Origin of the sequence: Actinomyces sp. 2119 (assembly GCF_003591215.1) — a bacterium.
In the GTDB taxonomy this organism is placed as follows: domain Bacteria; phylum Actinomycetota; class Actinomycetes; order Actinomycetales; family Actinomycetaceae; genus Actinomyces; species Actinomyces lilanjuaniae.
This window is the reverse complement of sequence record NZ_QYRR01000003.1, coordinates 1-23,873: the sequence shown is the minus strand read 5'-3', so window position 1 is coordinate 23,873 and position 23,873 is coordinate 1. Positions and strand designations below refer to the sequence as shown.

General features: G+C 69.0%; 20 protein-coding genes and 2 pseudogenes. 19 read left to right on the top strand and 3 right to left on the bottom strand.

Annotated elements, in window-relative coordinates; genetic code table 11:
• The first annotated feature begins 82 nt into the window (after nt 1–82).
• From murC to D4740_RS03875, 10 genes and pseudogenes are all read left to right on the top strand, one after another.
• Nucleotides 83–1,702: a UDP-N-acetylmuramate--L-alanine ligase gene (gene murC / locus D4740_RS03920; protein WP_119835909.1), complete on the top strand. Its 1,620-nt coding sequence runs from the start codon at nt 83–85 to the stop codon at nt 1,700–1,702.
• Nucleotides 1,702–2,916, top strand: coding sequence for a cell division protein FtsQ/DivIB (locus D4740_RS03915; RefSeq protein WP_119835656.1), 1,215 nt, complete (start codon nt 1,702–1,704; stop codon nt 2,914–2,916). Before murC ends, D4740_RS03915 begins: the two co-directional genes overlap by 1 nt.
• Nucleotides 2,917–3,152: 236 nt before the next feature.
• Nucleotides 3,153–4,454: a cell division protein FtsZ gene (ftsZ, locus tag D4740_RS03910; RefSeq protein WP_182911335.1), complete on the top strand. Its 1,302-nt coding sequence runs from the start codon at nt 3,153–3,155 to the stop codon at nt 4,452–4,454.
• A complete protein-coding gene (locus tag D4740_RS03905) occupies nt 4,451–5,260 on the top strand; it encodes a polyphenol oxidase family protein (RefSeq protein WP_119835655.1) in 810 nt (269 codons plus the stop codon). Before ftsZ ends, D4740_RS03905 begins: the two co-directional genes overlap by 4 nt.
• Before the next feature lie 206 nt (nt 5,261–5,466).
• Complete coding sequence (locus D4740_RS03900; RefSeq protein ID WP_119835654.1) at nt 5,467–5,922, top strand: cell division protein SepF; 456 nt, start codon at nt 5,467–5,469, stop codon at nt 5,920–5,922.
• Between the two features lie 9 nt (nt 5,923–5,931).
• The gene (locus D4740_RS03895; RefSeq protein ID WP_119835653.1) at nt 5,932–6,228 is read left to right on the top strand and encodes a YggT family protein; all 297 of its coding nucleotides are present in this window, start codon (nt 5,932–5,934) and stop codon (nt 6,226–6,228) included.
• 162 nt (nt 6,229–6,390) lie between these two features.
• On the top strand, nt 6,391–6,999 hold the full coding sequence (locus D4740_RS03890; RefSeq protein WP_119835652.1) for a DivIVA domain-containing protein: 609 nt from the start codon (nt 6,391–6,393) through the stop codon (nt 6,997–6,999).
• Nucleotides 7,000–7,427: 428 nt separating this feature from the next.
• A complete protein-coding gene (gene lspA / locus D4740_RS03885) occupies nt 7,428–8,012 on the top strand; it encodes a signal peptidase II (RefSeq protein ID WP_119835651.1) in 585 nt (194 codons plus the stop codon).
• Entirely contained in the window at nt 8,009–8,929 is a 921-nt protein-coding gene (locus D4740_RS03880) for an RluA family pseudouridine synthase (RefSeq protein ID WP_119835650.1), read from the top strand. The genes lspA and D4740_RS03880 overlap by 4 nt, the downstream gene beginning before the upstream one ends.
• 27 nt (nt 8,930–8,956) lie before the next feature.
• Nucleotides 8,957–9,076 (top strand): annotated as a pseudogene (locus D4740_RS03875) (GNAT family N-acetyltransferase); the annotation flags it as partial.
• Nucleotides 9,077–9,089: 13 nt separating this feature from the next.
• Here D4740_RS03875 and D4740_RS13180 read toward each other — a convergent pair.
• Both D4740_RS13180 and D4740_RS13175 read right to left on the bottom strand, forming a co-directional pair.
• Complete coding sequence (locus D4740_RS13180) at nt 9,090–9,377, bottom strand: LuxR C-terminal-related transcriptional regulator (RefSeq protein WP_259390674.1); 288 nt, start codon at nt 9,375–9,377, stop codon at nt 9,090–9,092.
• 33 nt (nt 9,378–9,410) lie between these two features.
• Nucleotides 9,411–9,632, bottom strand: a pseudogene (locus D4740_RS13175) (response regulator transcription factor); the annotation flags it as partial.
• A 223-nt stretch (nt 9,633–9,855) separates the two neighbouring features.
• On the opposite strand from D4740_RS13175, the gene dnaE reads away from it, so the two are divergent.
• Nucleotides 9,856–13,503 (top strand): DNA polymerase III subunit alpha, encoded by a 3,648-nt coding sequence (dnaE, locus tag D4740_RS03865; RefSeq protein ID WP_119835649.1) that lies wholly within the window; start codon nt 9,856–9,858, stop codon nt 13,501–13,503.
• Here dnaE and D4740_RS03860 read toward each other — a convergent pair.
• Nucleotides 13,466–13,702: an RNA-binding S4 domain-containing protein gene (locus tag D4740_RS03860; protein ID WP_243107043.1), complete on the bottom strand. Its 237-nt coding sequence runs from the start codon at nt 13,700–13,702 to the stop codon at nt 13,466–13,468. The genes dnaE and D4740_RS03860 overlap by 38 nt on opposite strands.
• 328 nt (nt 13,703–14,030) lie before the next feature.
• On the opposite strand from D4740_RS03860, the gene D4740_RS03855 reads away from it, so the two are divergent.
• The 8 genes from D4740_RS03855 to D4740_RS03820 all read left to right on the top strand — a co-directional run bounded on the left by D4740_RS03855 (nt 14,031) and on the right by D4740_RS03820 (nt 23,546).
• Nucleotides 14,031–16,034, top strand: a complete 2,004-nt coding sequence (locus D4740_RS03855; protein ID WP_119835648.1) for a NosD domain-containing protein — start codon at nt 14,031–14,033, stop codon at nt 16,032–16,034.
• Between the two features lie 28 nt (nt 16,035–16,062).
• Nucleotides 16,063–16,449 (top strand): hypothetical protein, encoded by a 387-nt coding sequence (locus tag D4740_RS03850; RefSeq protein ID WP_182911346.1) that lies wholly within the window; start codon nt 16,063–16,065, stop codon nt 16,447–16,449.
• Between the two features lie 67 nt (nt 16,450–16,516).
• Nucleotides 16,517–17,872 (top strand): histidinol dehydrogenase, encoded by a 1,356-nt coding sequence (hisD, locus tag D4740_RS03845; protein WP_119835646.1) that lies wholly within the window; start codon nt 16,517–16,519, stop codon nt 17,870–17,872.
• The gene (locus D4740_RS03840) at nt 17,869–19,368 is read left to right on the top strand and encodes a Tat pathway signal sequence (RefSeq protein ID WP_243106965.1); all 1,500 of its coding nucleotides are present in this window, start codon (nt 17,869–17,871) and stop codon (nt 19,366–19,368) included. Before hisD ends, D4740_RS03840 begins: the two co-directional genes overlap by 4 nt.
• Before the next feature lie 203 nt (nt 19,369–19,571).
• Nucleotides 19,572–20,777 carry a cobalamin-independent methionine synthase II family protein gene (locus D4740_RS03835; RefSeq protein ID WP_119835645.1) on the top strand — a complete coding sequence of 402 codons (1,206 nt, stop codon included), beginning with the start codon at nt 19,572–19,574 and terminating at the stop codon, nt 20,775–20,777.
• A 101-nt stretch (nt 20,778–20,878) separates the two neighbouring features.
• Nucleotides 20,879–22,081 carry a histidinol-phosphate transaminase gene (locus D4740_RS03830; protein ID WP_119835644.1) on the top strand — a complete coding sequence of 401 codons (1,203 nt, stop codon included), beginning with the start codon at nt 20,879–20,881 and terminating at the stop codon, nt 22,079–22,081.
• Nucleotides 22,078–22,689, top strand: coding sequence for an imidazoleglycerol-phosphate dehydratase HisB (hisB, locus tag D4740_RS03825; protein WP_119835643.1), 612 nt, complete (start codon nt 22,078–22,080; stop codon nt 22,687–22,689). Before D4740_RS03830 ends, hisB begins: the two co-directional genes overlap by 4 nt.
• Nucleotides 22,689–23,546: a hypothetical protein gene (locus tag D4740_RS03820; RefSeq protein WP_259390649.1), complete on the top strand. Its 858-nt coding sequence runs from the start codon at nt 22,689–22,691 to the stop codon at nt 23,544–23,546. Before hisB ends, D4740_RS03820 begins: the two co-directional genes overlap by 1 nt.
• Nucleotides 23,547–23,873: the final 327 nt, after the last annotated feature.

Here is a 23,873-nt window from a genome sequence, read left to right as displayed (position 1 = left end):
GGGACCAATGAGCAGGACTAAGCGTCGTAGCAGCGGCAGCGAGGCTGGTACGGAGACCGAGGCGGCCAGGGCGGCCGGGGTGATGCCCGTAGCCGGGGGCTCGGGGGAGGCCGCCCGCAGCGAGACGGGACGGGGTGGTGGTCCGCTTCTGGAGGGCAGGGCGTTCCACCTCCTCGGCGTCGGCGGCGCGGGCATGAGCGTGGTGGCCCGGCTCCTGGCGGCCCGTGGTGCCCGGGTCAGCGGGTCGGACGCCCAGGACAGCCCCGCCCTGAGACAGCTGGCCGAGCTGGGGCTGGACGTGCGTGTGGGGCACCAGCCGTCCCAGGTGCCCACCGAGGCTGTCGTGGTGGTGTCCTCGGCTATCAGGCAGACCAACCCGGAGCTGGGGGTGGCTCGCCAGCGCGGCCAGGAGGTGATCCACCGGTCCGAGGCCCTGGCTCTGGCAGCACAGGGCACCGACTTCGTGGCTGTGGCCGGCGCCCACGGCAAGACGACGACCTCGGGCATGCTGGCCGAGGCCCTGACCCTGGTCGGTGCCGACCCGTCCTTTGCTGTCGGGGGTGTCGTGCGCGCACTGGGGACGGGAGCCCACCTGGGCAGCGGGAGAGCCTTCGTGGCGGAGGCCGACGAGTCCGACCGCTCCTTCCTCAACTACAGGCCTCGTGTCGAGCTGGTTACCAACGTGGAGCCGGACCACCTGGACAGCTACGGCACCGCCGAGGCGTTTGAGGAGGCCTTTGCAGAGTTCGCGCACTGCATGGTCCCCGGCGGGCTCCTCGTGGCCTGTGCCGACGACGAGGGGTCGCTGCGGCTGGCGGTCAGAGCCGTCCAGGAGGGACTGAGGGTGGTGACCTACTCCTCCCAGGGCGTTGAGGGGCTGCCGGGTGAGGTACTGCTGGGGGAGGGCCACGTCCACCTGGATGTGCACGAGCGCACGGAGGCCGCCACCCGGGCTGCCGTGACCCTGACCTCGCGTGGCAGCCACGGCGGTCCCTCCGCTACGGGGCCGGTGCCTCTGCGGCTGTCCGTACCGGGGGACCACGTCGCGCTGGACGCCGCAGGGGCGTGGGCGGTCGGGCTGGAGCTGGGTGTGGACCCTGAGGCGATGGCACGGGCACTGGGGGCCTTCTCCGGTACCGGGCGTCGGTTCGAGGACCGCGGCGAGGCTGCTGGCGTACGGGTCATCGACGACTACGCCCACCACCCCACCGAGGTGGAGGCGCTGCTGAGGACGGCACGCGAGGTCGCCCGCTCCCGTCACGGGCGGGTCCTGGTCCTGTTCCAGCCCCACCTGTACTCACGCACCAGGGCCTTCGCCCAGCGCTTCGGAGAGGCTCTTGCCCTGGCCGACACCGTGGTGGTCACGGGTATCTACCCGGCACGCGAGACACAGGCCGACTTCCCCGGGGTCTCCGGCGCCATGGTCGTGGACCAGGTGGTGCAGGGCCGTGGCCAGGGCGGCGCTCCTGCTGCTTCTGGCGGGTCTGGTGGGGCAGGACCTGCGGCCCTCTACGTGCCTGACCGGTGCAAGGCCGCACGTACCCTCGCCTCGGCTGCGCGTCCCGGGGACGTGCTGCTGACGGTGGGGGCTGGTGACGTCACCGAGCTGGGTGTGACAGTCCTGGAGCAGCTGGAGGCCTCCTCCGCCCAGCGGGGAGGTAATGCTCTCCCTTCTCCGACGGGCAGGGGGACTGAGCCGTGATGAGGAAGCCCGCTCGCCCCCGCCCGGAGGCGCCGGCTACCCAGCGGGAGGATCTTCCGCCTGCTGTCCCGCCCGTGCGTGGGGGCTCCTCCCGCCGCGGAGCACCCTCTGCCGACCGACGTCGTTCCCCCGGCCTGACCGAGGCTGCCTCCGGGCAGCAGCGTCGTGGTGGGGGCAGCGGCGCACCAGTTCCCGGGCGGGCAGGCTCACCTCCAGCCGCCAGCGGTGCTGCTGCGTCCTCCCCGGGGTCCTCCCCGGCTTCTCGCCCGGCCAGGGCCTCGGCTGTGCCAGCCGCCTCCGCGGGTACCGCGGACGCGGTACGTTCTTCCGGCTCACGGGACTCGGCGGGTGCGTCGGGCTCGACCGAGCTGGCCGTCTTCAGCCGTCGCCCGGTCTCCGAGCCACGGCACGAGCGCACCGTGGTCTCCACGGGCCTGGCTGATCGGCTGGCAGAGCGCAGGCACGCCCTGGCCCGTCTGCGTCTGCGGCAGGTGGCCCTATTCGCTGCGGCCGTGCTGGCTACCGCAGCGGTGGCCTGGGTGCTCCTGGCCTCTCCCGCTGTCGCCCTGCGTGGCTCAGCCGTCACGGTGACGGGCTCAGACGGGAGCGTGGAGGATGTGCAGGTCCGTGAGGTGCTTGCTGGCTACCAGGGGGACTCTCTGCTGCTCCTGGATACTGCCGAGATGTCGGCCGCCGTGGAGGACAGCCTGGTTCGGGTCCGTACCGCTGAGGTGACGCGCTCGTGGCCCCACGGTGTGGAGGTGGCTCTGGAGATGCGGGTGCCGGTAGCCTCCTACCGGGGTGAGGACGGCTACCAGGTCCTGGACGAGGAGGCGGTGGTCCTTGAGACGGCTGACTCCGTTCCCGAGGATCTGGTCAGTATCGTGGCGCAGGAGGGTGCCGACTCCGGTGACAGTCCCCAGGGGGCGCTCAGCGCTCAGCAGGTCTCGGCGGTGACGCAGGCCGTGGGCGCCCTGGACCCGGAGGTTCTGGCCCAGGTGTCCAGCGGGACCTCGACGGACAACGGCCAGGTGACCCTGGTGATGGAGGGCGGCGCCACAGTGGTGTGGGGAGGCAGTGAGGACAACGACCTCAAGGCCCGGGCGCTGTCGGTGCTGATGCAGACTGAGGCCGCTGTCTACGACGTGTCCTCACCGCACAACCCGACAACCTCCCAGTCGGGCCTTCCGGAGGACTCCGGCGCCCAGCGGTGAGAGCGGGCGTAGCGGTGACAGCAGTCAGGGTGACAGGTGCTCAGGTGCCTTGGCGCCGTGGTTCCTCACAGCGGCTGGAGCAGGTCGGGGCGGTGGCTCCGGGGGCGAACACGCCGGGGCCTCAATACGTAGCACAACGATGTGGTTCTATAGCGTTGTGTCCGTCGTTCGAAGAATGACATAAGTGTAAACCTTAACTTCAGGTTGAGGGCGCAGGGGAGTCCCGCGCGGGACTCATGACGACCGTGAGGGGAACGCCAGTGGCGGAGAGCATGGCTGTGGACGACACACAGCACTACCAGGCCGAAATCAAGGTCGTCGGCGTCGGTGGCGGCGGTGTCAATGCCGTCAACCGGATGATCGAGGCGGATCTGCGTGGTGTGGAGTTCATTGCCGTGAACACGGATGCCCAGGCCCTGCTCATGTCTGACGCCGACGTCAAGCTCGACGTCGGCCGCGACCTCACCCGCGGGCTCGGGGCCGGGGCCGACCCGGCAATAGGTCGTAAGGCGGCCGAGGACCACGAGTCGGAGATCCGCGAGGCCCTGGACGGCTCGGACATGGTCTTTGTCACCGCAGGGGAGGGGGGCGGTACCGGTACCGGGGGTGCTCCTGTCGTCGCGCGCCTGGCTAAGGCCATCGGCGCCCTTACGATCGGCGTGGTCACGCGGCCGTTCTCCTTCGAGGGGCGCCGACGCTCGGCCCAGGCCGAGGACGGCGTCCAGGCGCTGCGCGAGGAGGTCGACACCCTCATCGTCATCCCTAACGACCGTCTGCTGCAGATCGCCGATAAGAACATCTCCGTGGTCGACGCCTTCAAGCAGGCCGACCAGGTCCTCCTCCAGGGCGTTCAGGGCATCACCGAGCTTATCACCACTCCCGGCCTCATCAACGTCGACTTCAACGACGTCAAGTCGGTCATGCAGGGAGCGGGCAGCGCCCTGATGGGGATCGGTTCGGCCACCGGTGAGGGGCGTGCTGTCACCGCGACCGAGGAGGCGATCGCCTCCCCGCTGCTGGAGACCTCCATCGACGGGGCGCACGGTGTCCTGCTGTTCTTCCAGGGCGGCTCGGACCTGGGCCTGTTCGAGATGAACGAGGCCGCCAACCTCGTTCGCGAGGCGGTCCACCCCGAGGCCAACATCATCGTCGGCAACGTCGTGGACGGTGCCCTGGGGGACGAGGTCCGCGTCACCGTCATCGCGGCCGGCTTCGATGCCGAGCCTGTTGCGGCGGTGGCCGCGGCCTCGCGTGCTGCCCGGTCTGCCTCTGCGGCGGCCTCGGCACCGTCACCCTCGGCTGAGGAGGTCCTGCCCAGTCGGGGAGGTGCCCACGCGGCCCGCAACCCCGTGACTCGCCCGGCACCGGCTGCGCACCTGGTGGAGCTCCCCGTGCCGGAGTCCGAGGTATCAACCAGTGAGGTGCCTGCCTACGTGGACGAGACAGCCGGCCGGGCGGCCTCTGAGCTAGAGGTCCCGGCGGTCCTCGGGGTCGATGCCGAGGACGACGGTATCGACCTGCCTGACTTCCTGCGTTGAGCGGCCCGGCGGCCGACGGGTACGGCGACCTCCTGGAGGTTGACCTGGGCCCCGGCGCTCGCGGGTTCTTCACGACCCGGGGTGCCGGAGCTCGTGCGCGTGGTGCCGGTGACGGCGGGGACCCCTATGCGGGCTGGAACCTGGCGCTGCACGTAGGTGATGACCCTCATCGCGTCGGCAGGAATCGTGCCGAGCTGGAGCGGCGCGTGATCCGCGGCGGCAGGGGTGCCGGGAGCGGGAGCGCAGGGGGCCTGGCCTGGATGGACCAGGTCCACTCCGCCGTGGTCGCTGCCGCCTCGGCGTACGAGGTCCCCACGGCCGACGCCCTGGTGCTCGACACCCGCCAGGACGCAGCCCCGGCAGGTGCCTGCGTCCTGGTCGCTGACTGCGTGCCCCTGCTGCTCGCCTCCGGGGACGGCTCCTTGCTGGCTGCAGTGCACGCGGGGCGTCGCGGGATGCTCGACGGCGTCGTCCCGGCCACCGTGGACGCCCTGGTCGCGGCCGGGGCGCGCGTGGCCGACCTGTGGGCCGCTACGGGACCATGTATCTGCTCGGGCTGCTACGAGGTGAGTGAGCGTATGCGTGCGGAATCCGCGCAGCGCGAACCCGCCTGTGCTGCGGTGACCCGCTGGGGCACCCCTGGTCTCGACGTGGCCGCCGGGGTGGTCGCGCAGCTGGAGCGGTGCGGAATCGAGCGGATCAGCACCGGTTACTGGTGCACCTACGAGGACCCCGGCCTCTACTCCTACCGGCGCGACGGCAGGACCGGTCGTCTTGCCGGAGTCGTCGTGCCACGGTGCGTCTAAGGCGTTGGGAGGAGAGGGGTTTCCTGCCGCGGAAGGGTCCGGGTAGTGTGTGAGAAAAACACAATATGGGAGTATCCTGGACGTAATCTTTCTGGAACCTGGGGTTGGTGACACGCCGACACGGCGTCCCCCTGTGGCGGTGGGTGGGCGGATAACGTCGGCCCACATCCGGAACGCAGGGGACCGGACGAATCAAGGAGCTACCCATGGGCGCGCTGCGCAGTATGAGCAACTTCCTCGGCTACTCCGAGCCGACGGAAGAGGCCTACGAGGACGACTTTGAGGTCGCGGAGTCCGACTATGCCGTGCAGGAGCAGGACGAGCTCGCTGACAACGACTTCCAGGACTACGCCGCCTCGGTCCCTGAGCCCGTCGTCCCGGCAGACCTGCGTAGGATCGTGACGGTCCACCCCTCCACCTACAACGAGGCTCGCGTCATCGGCGAGTCCTTCCGTGACGGGGTGCCGGTGATCATCAACCTCACGGGGATGAGTGAGTCCGACGCCCGCCGGATGGTTGACTTCTCCGCAGGACTGGTCTTTGGTCTCCACGGGGCTATTGAGAGGGTCACGCCTCGTGTCTTCCTGCTGACTCCCGCCAGTGTCGAGATTGACGGCGGCGAGGCGGTCGAGGGCCGGGACCGCTTCTTCAATCAGGGCTGAGCCGCGCACATGGGTCCCATCGCGCTGGTTGCCCGGATACTCTCCAGCCTCCTGAGCCTGTACACCCTGGTCCTTCTCGTCAGGGTAGTCCTGGACTGGGTCCAGATGTTCGCCCGCCAGTGGCGCCCGACCGGTGTCGTCCTGGTCCTGGCTAACCTTGTCTACACCCTCACCGATCCGCCGCTGCGCTGGATCCGCGGGGTGCTGCCCATGCTTCGCATGGGCGGGCTCGGGATCGACCTGAGCTTCCTGGTCCTGTTTCTTGGGATCATCGTCGTCCAGCGTCTGCTTGTCCTCTTGATCTGAGGACGGGCGAGACCGAGACGATATATGCTGCTGCCATGATCCCAACGTGACAGGCAGCGCGCTTGATACGGCCTGGACCCTGAGTTCAGGTACTCTGTCCGCATGAGTGACCGGTATCCCGGTGCTCGTGACCTTTCCCGTAACGACACCGAGGTGACGACTATGACGCTGCTGACGGCAGACGACGTCCTCAACAAGAAGTTCCAGGCCACCAAGTTCCGCGAGGGCTACGAGCAGGACGAGGTCGATGACTTCCTCGACGAGGTGGTTGAGGCCATGCGTCAGCTGGAGGCTGAGAACGCAGACCTCAAGGCGAAGCTGGAGGCTGCCAACCGGCGTGTCGCGGAGCTGGGGGAGGGAGCGGCGGCAGCCCCTGTGGCTCCTGTTGCCGCTATGCCCGAGCCCTCCGTCCCTGTCTCCGGCTCCGTGCCGGTAGTTCCCGGGGCCGACTCCGCGCAGGGCCCGGCTGCTGCCTCAGGCATGCTCGAGCTGGCCCAGCGCCTTCACGACGAGCACGTGGCCAACGGCAAGGCAGAGGGTGAGCGCATCGTCACTGAGGCCCGCTCCACCGGTGAGCAGATCGTTCGTGAGGCCGAGGACCAGCGCAACCGCACCCTGGCCCAGCTGGAGAAGGAGCGCTCCGGCCTGGAGCACAAGATCGACGAGCTGCGTCGCTTCGAGTCCGACTACCGGACCCGACTCAAGAGCTACCTGCAAAACCTTCTCACCAACGTGGAGGACGGCAGCGACGGCGCCACTGCAGGTCTGTAGGTCTGAGCCCTTGCATACCTGAGGTAGCGTCATGCGGACCGTGCCCAAGCGGTGCCTTTTGTCAGCGCCTCTGAGGCGCTGACAACGGCCAGGGGCGGTGTGTGACAGTCCAGCTGAGGCTTGCTGTCACGACCGCCGCCTGGCCCGTCCCGTGATCAGGCGGGGCTACCGGGTGCTGCTGCGTGTTCCGCTGCCGTGGCTGCGTACTGGAGCAGTCACGGCGGCGACCCTTGCTGTCGGACCGTCAATAACGTTTCTCCGGGTGGGCCGTGGTTTCGCGTGAACATCTTCTGAGCGTCGCTTGAATATTGCCTCAATAGCGGGTGAGTTCTGGGCGGGTACGGTGGCTACCGAGTTAGTGCAGTTAGTACATTGCGTGGTGCGTTGGTGACCTTGTGCGGCCCGCCTCCTGCCACTGAAAGGATCCCATGAGCGACGGCCAGTCCGTAGAGGCTGACAAGGGCGGTGGCCTGCCTCTTGCTGCCGGCAGACAGGCCGTCCCAGCGACGGTGCTGCTATGGGCGGTTGCTGGTGCCGTGGTGGTGGCGGACCAGGTCACGAAGGCCTGGGCGCTGTCTGCCCTGGGCGACGGGGCTCGCCTCCCGGTTGTGGGTGACGTGCTCGGCCTGGTGCTTGTGCGCAACTCGGGCGCGGCCTTCTCCCTGGCCGCTGGGTACACGTGGGTCTTGTCACTGGTGGCTGTCGCTGTCATCGTCGCGATCGTGCGGGCCTCGCGGAGGCTGGCCTCCACCTGGTGGGCGCTCGTGCTGGGACTGGTGCTGGGAGGGGCTGCTGGCAACCTCCTGGACCGGCTGGTGCGTCCCCCGGGCCCCCTGCGCGGGCACGTCGTCGACTTCATCGACTACGGCGGGTACTTTGTGGGTAACGTGGCTGACATCGCTATCGTGGTGGCTGCGGTGGGGCTCCTGGTGCTGACCCTGGGCGGCCGGGACCGTGACGGTACCCGGCAGCGGCCTGCTGGTGCAGCGGGCGGCCGGGAGGGTCAGGCATGAGCCTGCGTGTCATGCCGGTACCTGAGGGGCTGGTCGGCGAGAGGGCGGATACTGCCCTGGCCCGGATGACAGGGTTGTCGCGCAGCAGGGTGGGTGACCTGTGCCAGCAGGGTGCCGTGCGTCGTGGGGGAGTGGTGCTGGCTAAGTCGCAGCGTCTGGGTGAGGGTGACCTGCTGGAGGTCGAGCTGCCTGATCCTCCGGTCAGTCGGCTGGTGGCTACGCCTGTGGAGGGTATGGGGGTGGTCTACGAGGACGAGGACATTGTCGTGGTGGACAAGCCTGCGGGGGTCGCCGCTCACCCGTCGGTGGGGTGGGATGGGCCCGACGTCCTGGGGGCGCTGCGGGCGATGCGGGTGCGGGTGGCTACCTCCGGGCCGCCTGAGCGTCAGGGTATCGTCTCTCGCCTGGATGTCGGCACCTCCGGGGTCATGGTCGTGGCCAAGGGGGAGCGTGCCTACAGCGTGCTCAAGGCGGCGTTCAGGCACCACCGTGTGGACAAGACCTACCACGCCCTGGTGCAGGGGCACCTGGACCCGTCCTCGGGAACGGTTGAGGCGCCTATCGGTCGTCATCCGGGGCGGGAGTGGAAGATGGCGGTGGTCCCCGGTGGCAGGGAGTCTGTGACGCACTATGACGTCATGGAGGTCATGCCGGGTGCCTGCCTGGTGCAGGTGCGTCTTGAGACAGGGCGTACCCACCAGATCCGTGTGCACATGGCGGCGGTGGGGCACCCCTGTGTCGGTGACGGGACCTACGGGGCGGACCCGCGCCTGGGTGCCCGGGCCGGGCTGGCCCGGCAGTGGCTTCACGCGGTGGGGCTGGGGCTGGCCCACCCGGTCACCGGGGAGAGGATGGACTTCACCTCTGACTATCCCGAGGACCTGGTGCACGCCCTGGAGGTCCTGCGCCTGGTCTGAGAGCTTGTGGGGCCGTGCCGGGGCGGGTCCGCCCAGGAGCAGGCCATGGGCTTCTACCAGCGCTGCGGCTACCAGGCTGTGAGCGGGCGGCGCTACCTGGACGCCGGGATCCCCCACCAGGACATGGCACGTGTGCTGACGCCGTGATCCGGCGCCTGGCTCACGGCTGGGCGCGAAGCAGGCGGTCCAGTGCTAGCGCCAGCGCCGTATGGTTGCCTGAGCCTATCTTGCGCAGCAACGCTGAGACATCGTTCTTCACCGTCCCCTTGGCCAGGACCATCCTGGCAGCGATCTCCCGGTTGGTCAGCCCCTGGGCCACCAAGACAGCAACCTCCCGCTCGGCGGGGGTCAGGACAGCCAGCTGCGGGTCCTCCGCAGACGGGGGGGGTGCTGGGGCCGGAGGATCGTGCCGCAGAGCCGCACGAGCTACCCGAGGGTCAATGACCATCCCCCCAGCGTGCACCGAGGTGATGGTCCTGGCCAGGGTTTCGACCGAGGAGTCCTTGAGTACAAACCCTGCGGCACCCGCACCCAGCGCGTCCTGGACCAGTGCGTCGTCGTCGAAGGTGGTCAGCACCACCACTGGAAGTTCCGGGTAAAGGCCACGGCAGCGCTCTACCAGCTCCACGCCGTTCATGCCCGGCATGCGGGCGTCAGCCAGGACTACGTCGACGCCGGTTCGGGCCAGGACAGCCAGGCCCTCGGTGCCGTCAGCCCCTCAATGTCCTCATACAGGTCCTCATACAGGTCGCCGCCCGTGGCCCCTACGGCTGAATGCTTCGTGGCTCCATCCCTTGGTGCGGCAGCGCACCGGCGCACCAGTGCCACGGGTGGGAGGGGGCGTAAGCGGGCGGTCCCGACTGCCCTTCCACGGCTGTCGGGACCGCCTGGGCGGCTCCTCGGGGACAGGGGCATAGGATGACCGCATGGGTAGCACGACGGGTAGCACGGCAGGAGCCAGCAGCACCAGGGGCGGGACCGGTGACGACTTCGTCCACCTCCACGTCCACACCGACTACTCCATGCTCGACGGCGCGGGCAAGATCCAGGACTACGTGGCTGAGGCCAAGCGCCTGGGCCAGCCTGCCCTGGCCATCACCGACCACGGCTACATGTTCGGCGCCTACGAGTTCTACGCTGCCGCCAGAAAGGCCGGGATCAAGCCCATCATCGGGGTCGAGGCCTACATGACCCCGGGCACCTCCCGCTTCGACCGGACCCGCGTGTTCTGGGGGGAGGAGTCCCAGCGCGGCGACGACGTCTCCGCCCGTGGCTCCTACACCCACATGACCCTGCTGGCCCGCAGCAACGAGGGCCTGAGCAACCTCATGCGCATGGACTCCTACGGCTCCCTGGAAGGGCAGTGGGGCAAGGCGCCCCGTATCGACCGCGAGCTGCTGAGCCGCTACTGCGCTGGCCTCATCGGCTCCACCGGCTGCCCCTCCGGGGAGGTCCAGACCCGCCTGCGCCTGGGGCAGTGGGAGGAGGCCCGCCGCTGCGCCGCCGAGCTCCAGGACATCTTCGGGCGCGACTACTTCTACGTCGAGCTTATGGACCACGGCCTGGAGATCGAGCGCCGCGTCACCAAGGACCTGCTGCGCCTGGCCAAGGAGCTGGGTGCCCCGCTCCTGGCCACCAACGACTCCCACTACGTGCGCCCCGAGCACCGAGAGATCCAGGACGCCATGCTGTGCATCAACTCCGGCTCGGTGCTCACCGACCCTGACCGTTTCAGGTTCGACGGCGACACCTACTACCTGCGCCCGGGCCGCGAGATGCGCGAGCTCTTTGCTGAGATGCCCCAGGCCTGCGACAATACGCTCCTTGTTGCTGAACAGTGCGACGTCTCCTTCACCACCGTGGACGAGGGAGCCTCCTTCATGCCGGTCTTCCCCGTTCCGGAGGGGGAGACCATGGAGTCCTGGTTCGTCAAGGAGTGCTGGCGCGGTATGGACGCCCGCTTCCACGGCGACGTCCCCGAGGACTGCCGCAAGCAGGCCGAGTACGAGATCGACGTCATCGTCCAGATGGGCTTCCCCGGCTACTTCCTGGTGGTGGCCGACTACATCAACTGGGCCAAGGCCCAGGGTATCCGCGTGGGCCCGGGGCGCGGGTCGGGGGCTGGCTCCATGGTCGCCTACGCCATGGGTATCACTGAGCTCAACCCCCTCAAGCACGGGCTGATCTTCGAGCGCTTCCTCAACCCCGAGCGCATCTCCATGCCCGATATCGACGTCGACTTCGACGAGCGCAGGCGCGACGAGGTCATCGAGTACGTCAAGGAGAAGTACGGGGACGACCGGGTCAGCCAGGTGGTGACCTACGGTGTCATCAAGGCCAAGCAGTCGCTCAAGGACTCCTCGCGTGTCATGGGCTACCCCTACGCGGTGGGGGACCGCCTGACCAAGGCGATGCCACCCACCATCATGGGCAAGGACATCTCCATCAAGGGTATCTTCAACCCCGAGGACGAGCGCTACGGCGAGGCCGAGGAGTTCCGCAGGCTCCACGCCGACGACACCGACGCCCAGCGCATCGTCGAGCTGGCCAAGGGGCTGGAGGGCATGACCCGTCAGTGGGGGGTGCACGCCTGCGCCGTCATCATGTCCTCCCAGACGCTGACCGACATCATCCCCATGATGCAGCGCCTCCAGGACGGAGCCTTCATCACCCAGTTCGACTACCCCACCTGTGAGCACCTGGGCCTGCTCAAGATGGACTTCCTGGGGCTGCGCAACCTTACCGTCATCTCCGACGCCCTGGACAACATCGTCGCCAACGGCAAGGAGCCCCTGGACATCGACCACGTCGAGCTCGACGACCGGCCCACCTATGAGATGCTCTCCCGTGGGGAGACCTTGGGCGTCTTCCAGCTCGACGGCGGCGGTATGCGCACCCTGCTGCGGCTGATGAAGCCGGACAACTTCGAGGACATCTCTGCGGTGGGTGCCCTCTACCGTCCCGGGCCCATGGGGGCGGAGTCCCACACCAACTACGCTCTGCGCAAGAACGGGCTGCAGGAGATCGTCCCCATCCACCCCGAGCTCAAGGAGGCCCTGGAGCCGATCCTGGGGACCACCTACGGCCTCATCGTCTACCAGGAGCAGGTGATGAAGATCGCCACCGACCTGGCGGGCTTCACCATGGGCAAGGCCGACGCGCTGCGCAAGGCCATGGGTAAGAAGAAGATGGACATCCTGGAGACGATGTTCGTCGACTTCGAGGCGGGCATGGTGGAGCGGGGGTTTTCCAGGGAGTCTGTCAAGGCGCTGTGGGACGTGGTGGTGCCCTTTGCCAAGTACGCCTTCAACAAGGCCCACTCCGCCGCCTACGGCGTGGTGTCCTACTGGACGGCCTACCTCAAGGCGCACTATCCCACCGAGTACATGGCCGCCCTGCTGACTTCCCAGAAGGACAACAAGGACAAGCTCGGCGTCTACCTGGGGGAGTGCCGCCACATGGGGATCACCGTGCTCCCTCCAGACGTCAACGCCTCCCGCGCCCAGTTCACCGCTGACGGCGACGACGTGCGCTTTGGCCTGGCCGCGGTGCGCAACGTGGGTCTCAACGTGGTCGAGGCGATCGTGGCGGCACGCAGGGACAAGGGCGAGTTCACCAGCTTCGAGGACTTCCTGGACAAGGTGCCCGCCGTGGTGTGCAACAAGCGCACCATCGACTCCCTTATCAAGGCGGGAGCCTTCGACTCCCTGGGGCGCACCCGTCGCTCCCTCCAGGCCTGCCACGAGGACCTTGTCGACGAGGTCATCGGGGTCAAGCGCAACGAGGCCGCCGGGCAGTTCGACCTGTTCGCCTCGCTCCTTGACAGCCCGGACGGTGCTGACGGCGGCTCGGGCGGCAAAGCCTCCCCGGCCTCCGCCGCAGCCGCCTTCGGCTCGGGGCCGGTCTTCTCCTCGGAGGTTCCCAGCCTGCCGGAGTGGGACAAGAAGGACAAACTGGCCTACGAGCGCGAGATGCTGGGTCTCTACGTCTCCGACCATCCGCTCATGGGTCTGGAGGGCGTGCTGGGCCGCCTGGCCGACCGGGAGATCGCCGAGCTCCACGAGGACGACGCCCTGCCTGACGGCGCGGTGGTTACTGTCGCCGGGCTCATCACCTCTCTGACGCGCAAGACCACCAAGCAGGGCAATCTGTGGGCGATCGCCCAGGTGGAGGACCTGGCGGGCAGTGTGGAGGTGCTGTTCTTCCCCCAGACCTACCAGACGGTCTCTACCATGCTGGCTCCGGACACGGTGGTGACGGTGCGCGGACGCCTCAACCGCCGGGACGGCCAGACTGCGCTGTACGCCCAGGAGATGACGATCCCCGACGTCTCCAGCGCCACCCACGAGGCCGTCCTCATCACCCTGCCTACCAACCGGTGCACCGGGCCCCTGGTGGAGCAGTTCAAGGACGTCCTGGTGCGTCACCCCGGGATGTCCACCGTGCGCCTGACCCTGACCAGCCCGGGGCGGGAGGTTCGCACCCAGCTGGACGCCTCCCTGCGGGTGGAGGCCTCACCGGCCTTCTACTCCGATATCAAGGCCCTGCTGGGGCCGGGGTGCCTGCGGCGCTGACCTCCACCACGGCGGCTACCGGGCCGGAAGGCAGGTCGACCACCACCACGTCGCCGTCATCGAGGTGATGGCCACGCCGGGTCTCCGTGACGGCGTTGACGGTGACGTCGCCCGCCTGGACCGCCGCGCGCGCCTGCGCCCCGTCCCGGACCAGGTCGGCGAGCTTGAGGAACTGCCCCAGGCGGATGCGGCCCTGCACCGGGACCCGGAGCAGGTGAGGAACAGGCGGGCAGGACGGTGAAGGCTGCGATGAGGTCCTTGATGATGAGGGCTGTTCTGTCGATGAGGGCTGTTGTGTCACGGTGGCCATCATCGCAGACACCTCCCAGGCGCGTCGCGGGCCGGTCCGCCTGCTCCTGCGGGCTGGCGACGGGTTGGTGGCTGGGCGGCGAGTTGTCGGTGCCGCAGAGCGGGCTCTTCCTCACCCTGGAATATCCTGGGAACCAGGTAGCAGGCAGTTCAGGGAAGGGAGACTGCGATATGGTGACGGTATCAGCCGTGCTGAGAAAATACTGAGGAGTATCGGTATGCGTCGTCTTGCCGCCAGCACCGTGGTCCTGCTCCTGGTCCTGGCTCTTCCGTCCCTGACCGCCACCTGCCTGCTCGCCTCCCCGGCTGCGGCTGAGCCCGGGGGAACCACGATCCACGTCTCGGCCCGCAGCGGCTCCGACGACACCGGGGACGGGACGTCTGACAGCCCGCTTCGCACCCTCTCCGCTGCGCTCCAGGCGGCCTCGCACGGGGATGTCATTGAGCTTGCGGACGGCACCTACCGCGAGGGGGAGCTGGTTGTGAGCACATCGGTGACGGTGCGAGCCGCCGCAGGTGCCAGCCCGGTCCTGTCAGGGGCGGTCGTGCCCTCCTCCTGGACCCAGGCGGACGGGAGGTGGACGACCTCCGCGGACATGGTTCGGTTCTGCCAGGTGTGCACGGAGAACGCTGACCCTGCGGAGGAGGGGATGGCCGCCTACCCGGAGCAGGTCTTCGTCGACGGCCAGCCGCTGACGCAGGTGACCAGCCGTGCCGAGGTCACCGCCTCCACCTTCTATGTGGAGGACCCTGAGCCGGTGACGCTCAGGCAGAGCGGGAACAACCGTGCCGGGTACAACGCCAGCCCGCACACCGGCGCTTCCTACGTCATCGGTGTCGACCCGCAGGAGCACCACGTAGAGGTGGTGCAGCACTCCCGGGCCATATCGGTCAGCGCTGACGACGTCACCTTGAGGGGCCTGACCGTCGAGAAGTACTCCCCGGTACAGCGCTGGGACTACGCCGATCCGCAGATCGGTACAGCCACGGGCGGGGCCATGGTGGTGACCACCTCCGACAGGGCGGTCGTGGAGGACTCCGTCTTCCGCTACTCAGCGGCCGGCACCGCCCTGGCGGTCTCCGGCGGCTCGGGCTCGACAGTGACAGGCAGTCGCTTCGAGCGCAACGGCGGGGTCGGGCTGGGCGTCAACTCCTCCAGCAACGTGACTGTTGAGGGCAATGTCTTTACCTCCAACAACACCGCCGGCTTCATCACGACCGGCTGCGGGGCGTACTGCACCATCGGCGACACCAAGGTCACCCACTCTACTGCCGTGCGATTCGCCTTCAACACTGTTGACTATTCCGGGGCCGAGGCCGACGCCTCCGACCCAACCGTCTTCAGGACCGACCGCAGGGTCGGGGTCTGGTTTGACGAGGGGGTTATCGGATCCCAGGTCCTGGGCAACTACTTCGTCAATGTTCCAGTGGCGGTCTTCAACGAGGTCTCCTCCGGCAACCTCGTGGCCTCCAACCTCATTGAGGGGGCCGGCATAGGAGTTCACATCTCGGGGTCTGACTCCACCAAGGTGTGGAACAACACCGTCTCCCACGCCCTGACCAGCATCGTCGTCCAGGAGGACTCCCGCTCCGACGGGTGCAACGCCCGCTCCGAGGACGGGACCTGCACTGCCGTGCAGAACTGGAGCGCCAGCCACAGCCTGTCCTGGGACACCACCGGCACCGAGATCGTTAACAACATCCTGTCCTCGGAGCAGACGACCCCGCTTCCCGGTGACCCGTGGCGCTATGCCGCCATGCTCCAGGTCACCGGTGGTGCCAACGATGACGGCTCAGGAGCCGTCTACGCAAACGAGATGGTCTCCACGGTTAACTACAACGCCTACTACCGGGACCAGGACACCGATCTGCCGTCGACGACGCTGCTGTGGAACTGGGGCGAGGACCTGTCATCCCAGACCGTCAACGCCCCAACCCTGGCTGAGTTCACTCACAGCCCCCACGTGACGCTGCCCGCGCGGGAGCAGAACGGGCTGGACCTCCATGGCAGCAGGCAGGACAACCCGCTGCTCGTCAGCGAGTCCCCGGACCCCACAGCCTGGAAGACCTCGGACTTCCGCCCGGCAGGTCCCGCCCTCGGATCAGGCCACCCTCTTCCTGACGACGTCGCCCAGGCCCTGGGGACGCAGGCAGGCACCGCGGTGGACCGGGGGGTGCTGGTCAACGTCGCCTGGCAGGACGGGGCTGGCCAGGGTGCCTGACCCGGGGCGACAGCGCCGCGGTGAGGACCTGCAGGGGCCGGCGCAGCCCGAGTCTGCCGTCGAGGAGGGGCTGGTCCTCCAGGTCGGCTCCCGCTACCCGGTGGGACATCGGGAGCACCTGCTGACCCGGCGCCTGGCCCTGGCCACTGCCCGGGCACGTGCCGTCCTCATTGAGGCTGCCAGCCACGGCGAGGTCATGACCTACGGCGAGCTGAGCGAGGCGATATCGGGGATGGTGCTGCCCCGGCACATGGGTCCTCTGCTCCATATGCTTGGTCATGACTGCGCGGCCCGTGGGGAGCCAGGTCTGCCGTCCCTGGTGGTTACCGCCGCGACCGGGGAGGTGGGGACCCCCGACCTGTCCTGGGCACCGCCGGAACGTCAGGCCTGCTGGGACTACTGGGCCCCAAGGTAGGGGAGAGACTAGCCTACGGTGGCGCGCTCGCTCTGGCGGCGGGGTTGGCCGACGATATCCTGTGCCCATGCTCAGCCGTACCGACCTGCGGGACCTGGACCGTCACACCCGTGACCTGGCGGGGGTGCTCCCTCGTGCCCGCCTGGACGTCTCCGCCGCCCTGGAGGCCGTCCGGCCGGTCGTCGAGGACGTCCGTGTCCGGGGGGCTGCCGCCCTGCGTGACGCTGCCGAGCGTTTTGACGGGGTTCGTCCTGAGCACCTGCGGGTCCCGGCTGTGGCCCTGACCCGAGCGCTGGAGGAGCTGGACCCGCAGGTACGTGACGCGCTGCGGCTGGCTATCGACCACACCCGCAGCGCTCATGCCGCCCAGCTGCCCACGGAGCGCGTGACCGAGGTCGTGACCGGCGGGACGATCACTCAGCGCTGGGTCCCGGTGCGTCGGGTAGGGCTCTACGCTCCCGGTGGTCTGGCCGTCTACCCGAGCTCGGTGGTGATGAACGCGGTCGCCGCCCAGGTCGCGGGCGTCGAGCAGGTCGCCCTGGCCAGCCCCCCCCAGGCCGGGTACGGTGGTCTCCCGCACCCGACGGTCCTGGCCGCGTGCGCTCTCCTGGGTGTGACCGAGGTCTACGCCGTCGGCGGTGCCCAGGCGGTCGCGATGTTTGCCTACGGTGCTTCTGCTGACACGGACACCGACCGTGGCGCCGGGGACGGCTCGCTCCTGTGCGAGGCGGTCGACGTAGTCACGGGCCCGGGAAACATCTACGTCGCAGCGGCCAAGCGGGCGGTACGCGGTGTGGTCGGCACCGATGCCGAGGCCGGTCCCACCGAGATTGCCGTGCTGGCTGACGCCACCGCGGACCCGGAGTACGTGGCCGCGGACCTGCTCTCCCAGGCTGAGCACGACCCGAGCGCGGGCAGCGTGCTGGTCACCGACTCCGTTGAGCTCGCTGATGCGGTGGACGCGGCGCTGCGTCGCCGTCTGGCCGGTACCCGGCACGCTGAGCGCGCTGCCACCGCCCTCAGCGGCCCCCAGTCCGGCACCCTTCTGGTGCGTGACCTGGACCAGGGAGTAGCCGTGGTTGACGCCTACGCCGCCGAGCACCTGGAGATCCACACCGCTGGTGCCCCAGAGGTGGCCCGCCGGGTACGCAACGCTGGCGCGGTGTTCGTCGGCCCCCACAGTCCGGTACCGCTGGGCGACTACCTGGCAGGTTCCAACCATGTGCTGCCCACCGGCGGGACGGCCCGCTTTGCCTCGGGACTCAGCGTCATGGCCTTCCTCAGGCCTGTCCAGGTCATCGATTACGACGCCGCGGCGCTGGCGAGCCTGGCCGACCCGCTGGAGGCCCTGGCCCGGTGCGAGGACCTCCCGGCCCACGCGGAGGCTGTCAGGGCCCGCCAGGGCTATTCTGTGTCGCCATGACAGGGTACTGTGCCCGTCACGGCCGCCGGGCCGTGACGATGACCAGGCGGACGGCACTGGGACTGGCTGGCCTAGGAACGCTACCTGCTTTGCTGCCCTCCCGCGCCACGGCTGCGGGACCCGGGCCTACCGCAGGGGGCCGGGTGGTGCTTCACGTCACGGATGGGACCGGGGCCGCCCTGGACCTGAAGGGCGTGCGTGCCGTGCAGTCCAACGGTGTCGGTGAGGACGGCTACGACGACGTCCTGCTGGACGCGAGCACGTTGACCGTGGTCACCCCCTGGCCTCTTCAGGAGGCCGCCGGGACAGGGGTCTGCCTGGACCTTCCTGCTGGGGGACCCTACGTCCTGTCCCTGTCCTGGCCGACCAGCCACGGGTACTCCGCCCTCATGGCCGACCTGCCTGGTCCCGGTGAGTACGACCTCCTGGAGCTGGCCGCCTCTTCGCTGCACGGCAGGCAGGAGGCGGGCGTGGCGGCACTGGGTGTGGAGGCCAGCGCGGGGCTCCTCGCCAGCCGGGCCAGGGCGCAGGAGGCTCTGGAGGCCTGCGGCAGCGCCGTCTCCTGGACCCAGCGAGGCACCTGGTCGCGTATGGCCCTGGAGGCCGCCAGCTCGGCTCAGTTCCTCCTGGACCAGGAGCTGGCAGCCCGGGGTCCGCAGGACGCCGTGGTAGGCGTGACCCTGACCCGTCCTCCCTCACAAGTCGAGCTGGCCTCCCTGGTGGGACCCCAGGGGCCCACGGGTGGGGTGCGGCGGCTGGCGGCGCGCATGGTGGTGCTCGACCCGTCCGACCCTGTTGAGACGGCGGGGTGGAAGGAGGTGGTCGCCGAGCTGCACCGTCACGGCGCCCTCGCCGTAGGGCAGGTCTGTGACTCCCAGCTGATGGGGTCCGTGGACGGGGATGCCTGGAAGGAGCGGGTGGACGCTCTGCTTGATGCGCTGCCGGGTACCGACGTGTGGGAGGTGGGCAACGAGCTCGGCGGGGACTGGCTGGGAGACAGCGCGGTGTCCCGCACCACCTACGCCGCACGCCAGGTTCGTGACAGGACCGGTGCCCAGACGCTGCTCACGCTGTACTACCAGCTGGGCCAGGGCAGCCCGGAGGGCTCGGTGTTCACCTTTCTTGCCGACCAGGTGGGGGAGGACCTGCGGGATCTGGTAGACGTGGTCGGCCTGTCGGTCTACCCCCAGCTCCACCCCCTGGGGACGGCAGCGGACAGGGTCCTGGCCACCCTGGAGCAGGCCTGGCCCGCCGCGCAGGTCGCGTTGACCGAGCTCGGCTACGGAGGTGCGGACCTGGATGACGGACCGTGGTGGTTCGGCTCGTCGAGTAACCTGGCTGCTGCCCGCGAGGCGGTGATCACCCACGCTACCAGCGCCGCTATGGGCCGCGAGACGGCGTGGGGAGCACCGTTTTGGTGGTACTACCTGGAGGACGAGGCAGGCATGGGAGTCGCCGAGGCGATTGCCGAGGCCGCCCGGGGGACGACTGCCTGAGCGCCTGCCCCGGAGTCTGCGGGTTGGTCGGGGTCTGCTGTGACGGGGATCGCCACCACGTCGGGGACAGGGTAGCGTTGGCGGTGGCACCGGGACCGGTGCCTCGTTCAGGGCAGCGCCACGGACCTGCTACTACGCCAGCTGCCTTGAGGCCGCTCCGCCGACGCCCCCGCGCGCCTGGCCCTGTCCAGGAAGGATTCCTGATGTCAACGACGATCCGTACCACCCACGTGGGCTCCCTGCCTCGTAGCGACGCCCTCCGGCAGGCCAATGCCGACCATGCCGCAGGTGGCCTGGACGCCGCCGGCCTGGCCCAGGTGGTCCAGGCCGAGACCGCCGAGGTGGTGCGTCGGCAGGCCGATCTCGGCCTGAGCGCCGTCAACGACGGCGAGTACGGCCACGCCATGACCGAGAAGGTCGACTACGGGGCCTGGTGGTTCTACACCTTTGAACGCTTCTCCGGGCTGTCCGTCCTCAGCCCCGAGGAGGCGGCGGCATCCAGGCGTCCCACGCCTGCAGGCAAGCTGGAGCTGGACGCCATGAGCGACCGGCGTGACTGGGTCGCCTTCGCCGAGGCCTATCAGGACCCCACCAGCGGCATCCACCTGGCCAGCGCCCCGCCGCCTGTGGTCCCGGCCGTCACCGGTGAGCTGTCCTACACCGGGCAGGACGCGGTGGCCCGTGACGTCGCTGCTCTCACCTCAGCCCTGCGCGCCGTGGGCAGGCCTGTCAGCGACGGGTTCCTGACCGCGGTCTCCCCGGCGGCTGCGGCCCGGATCGGCAACTACTACTACGAGGACGACGAGGCCGCCGTCTGGGCCTGGGCCCAGGCGCTGCGCGAGGAGTACCTGGCCATCACCGAGGCGGGCCTGACTCTCCAGATTGACGCCCCTGACCTCGCCGAGTCCTGGGACCAGTTCGTCACCGAGCCCGACATGGGGGCCTACAGGGACTTCTCCCGGGTCCGTATCGAGGCTCTCAACCACGCCCTGAGCGGGATCGACCCCTCGCAGGTGCGGTACCACGTGTGCTGGGGGTCGTGGCACGGTCCCCACTCCACAGACCTGGGGCTTGAGCCGCTCCTCGATCTGGCGGCGATGGTCAGCGCCCACGGCCTGAGCTTTGAGGCCGCCAACGTCCGGCACGAGCACGAGTGGAAACTCTGGCTGGTCCACGAGCTGCCCGAGGACAGGTACCTGATCCCTGGCGTAGTCTCCCATGCCACCAATGTGCTGGAGCATCCCGAGCTGGTGGCCGACCGTATCGAGCGCTTTGCCCGTGCCGTCGGTCCGGACCGGGTGGTGGCCTCCACCGACTGCGGCCTGGGCGGGCGTGTCCACTCCCAGATCGCCTGGGCCAAGTTGGAGTCCCTGGTGGAGGGCGCCCGCCTGGCCAGCGAGAGGTTCTGAGACCCGTTGCCACCTCCTAGACTCCTGCCGTGACCTCTACCAAGCCTCCTGCCTCTGCTGCCGCGCCTTCCGCCCCGCACGCCGGGCGGTCCCGACCACCCGTGCTGCCCGTGCGCCCGGGGCTGGAGGGCTGCCAGCCCTACGGTGCTCCTGAGCTGGACGTACCCGTGCGCCTCAACGTCAACGAGAACCCGCACCCCCCGCAGGAGCAGGTCGTCGCCGACGTCGCTGCGGCTGTGGCCCGTGCGGCCGCGGGACTCAACCGCTACCCGGACCGGGACTTTCCGGCTCTCCGGGAGGCTCTGGCGGGCTACCTGGAGCGTGAGTCCGGTGTGCGCCTGGCGCCGGGAAGGATCTGGGCGGCCAACGGCTCCAACGAGGTCATGCTCCACCTCCTCCAGGCCTTCGGGGGGCCGGGACGGGCCTGCCTGTCCGCAACCCCGACCTACTCCATGTATCCCGAGTACGCCCGCGACACCCTCACTGAGTACGTGACCGTGCCGCGCCGTCGGGACTTCTCCCTGGACCTGGAGGCGGTGACTGCCCTGATGCGGCGCCGTCGCCCCGCACTCCTGGTCCTGGCCAGCCCTAACAACCCCACGGGAACCGCCCTGCCCCCCCAGGACCTGCGTGCCGTCCTGGAGGCCGCTCGCGGAAGTGGGCCCCGGGAGCCTGCGGCTGGTGAGCGGGACCGGGCAGGCTCCCAGGCCGCTGACTGCGTCGTCGTCGTGGACGAGGCCTATGCTGAGTTCCGGCGCCCGGGTGTGCCCAGCGCCCTGGAGCTCCTGGACACCTACCCCCACCTGGTCGTCACCCGCACCATGTCCAAGGCCTTTGGTGCGGCGGGCCTGCGTCTGGGCTACCTGGCGGCCAGCGTCGAGCTGGTTGACTGGCTGCGTGTGGTGCGTCTGCCTTACCACCTCTCCTCCCTCACCCAGGCCGCCGCCCTGGCGGCGCTGGACCACAGTGAGGAGCTGATGGCGCAGGTGGCCTCGCTACGGGCCGAGCGTGACGACCTGGTGTCGTGGCTGCGCGGCAGGGGTCTTGACGTCTGTGACTCTGACGCAAACTTTGTCTTCTTCGGCTCCTTTGCCGACCGCGAGGCGGTCTGGCAGCACCTGTTGGACGACGGCGTCCTGGTACGTGTCGTCGGTCCTGAGGGCTACCTGCGTGTCAGTGTGGGCACGCCTGAGGAGACGGCGCTCTTCCGCCGGTCTCTGTCCGCCGTCCTGGCGTCTGAGGCCCTGAGGCCTGGCGCGGCGGCGTCCAGCGTCGTCGCGACCGTTGTCAAGGAGGAAGCATGAGCACACCTGCCCCGAGGACCGCACGTGTGGAGCGGGCCACCAGCGAGTCCCACGTGGTCGTCGGACTCAACCTCGACGGCACCGGTACCACGGACGTGTCCACAACAGTCCCCTTCTACGACCACATGCTCACGACCCTGGGCAGGCACTCGCTGATGGACCTGAGCGTGCAGGCCACGGGTGACACCCACATTGACGTCCACCACACCGTAGAGGACACGGCGATCTGTATCGGCCAGGCGCTGCGGATAGCCCTGGGGGACAAGCGGGGTATCCGTCGCTTCGGGGACGCTCTGGTCCCCCTGGACGAGGCCTTGGCGCAGGCCGTGGTGGACCTGTCCGGGCGCCCCTACCTGGTGCACGAGGGCGAGTCCGACGCCTTTGTCCACCACCTCATCGGCGGACACTTCACCGGGTCGATGGTCCGCCACGCGCTGGAGGCGATCGCCTACCACGCCGGTATCTGCCTGCACGTGCGCGTCATCTCCGGCCGTGACCCGCACCATGTCGCCGAGGCGGAGTTCAAGGCCCTGGCCCGTGCGCTGAGGGCAGCGGTCGAGGACGACCCCCGTGTGGAGGCGATTCCCTCGACGAAAGGAGCCCTGTGATGAGCCAGGACAGCCGTGACGACACGTGGGACGGCGGGTCGGGGGACGGCCAGGGCAGCAGTGAGGGCACTGGCCGCGGCGACGGTCAGGCCGCTGGCCGGACCAGTGGTCACACCGGTGACCATGACGGTGCCCCGCGCGACGTGGATGCGGAGTTCGCTGCTCTGACCCAGGGCCTGGCAGCCTCTGAGCCAGTAGGCTCTAAGGCTCTGGCTGAGGAGTCCGACCCCGACCAGGGAGATGACGGGCACGAGGAGGCCCGCCCGGCGGGCAGGGGTCAGCCGGACCGGGCTGACGACCTGTGGGACCAGCCGGACCAGGCTGGCGGCTCCCAGGCGCCCAGGGCGGTCAAGGTCGCCGTCGTGGTCACCCCGGTGGCCAGTGCCCAGGCCCTGGCCGCGCTGTGCGCCGTGAGCGACCTGGAGTGCATCGTGGTGCCCTCCACCAGTGGTGCCCTGGCGGTGAGGCAGCTGGTCTCCGCCCACGAGGAGTGGGACATCTCCGAGCTGGTCGGCGGTGCGGATACCGAGCCTGCTGAGGCGGCTGAGCTGGCCGCCAGCCTCTCCCGGGTGTCCCGGGCGGGAGTGGTCCTTATGACGGCCGACCTGGCGACTGATGTCGGTATCGAGTCCGGTCTGTCCGGTACGGTCACCGCCCGTCGCTACGTGGAGGCAGAGGCGGGGGAGGAGGCCTCGGCCGGGCTGCTGCTGGCCTCCATGGACCAGGTCGTGGAGGACGTTCTCCTGGGAGTGACGCCACCCCAGGATGTGCCGGGTGCCGTGCGCTCCACCGAGGTCAGGCCATCGCGGGCTATGCGCTGGCTGGGGCGAGGCCTGCGTCGCCCACCGCGATCCTAGTCTGGCAGTCCTGATGGCGTGCCTTGCCTTGCGCCGCCAGGCAAGCCTGTGGCCTGGAAACCGGTACCGACGAGGACGGCTGGTTCTCGCTTGATTCTCTCCCACACAAGTGATGTGGGGGTAGACTCTTTGCCGCTGCTGTGCCATTATCGTTCTGATGAAAATTGTTCCTTCTAGGGGATAGGCACGGGTAGGGTCCGCATGTTGTCGGTTGTTGTTTCAGTCCTTGTCGCCCTGGTGGCGCTGGTTGTGGTGGTGGCCGTGGTGCACCGGGGCAGCGGGCCGCGCACCCGTCTGCTCCAGCTGGCCGCCGCATCCATGCTTGTG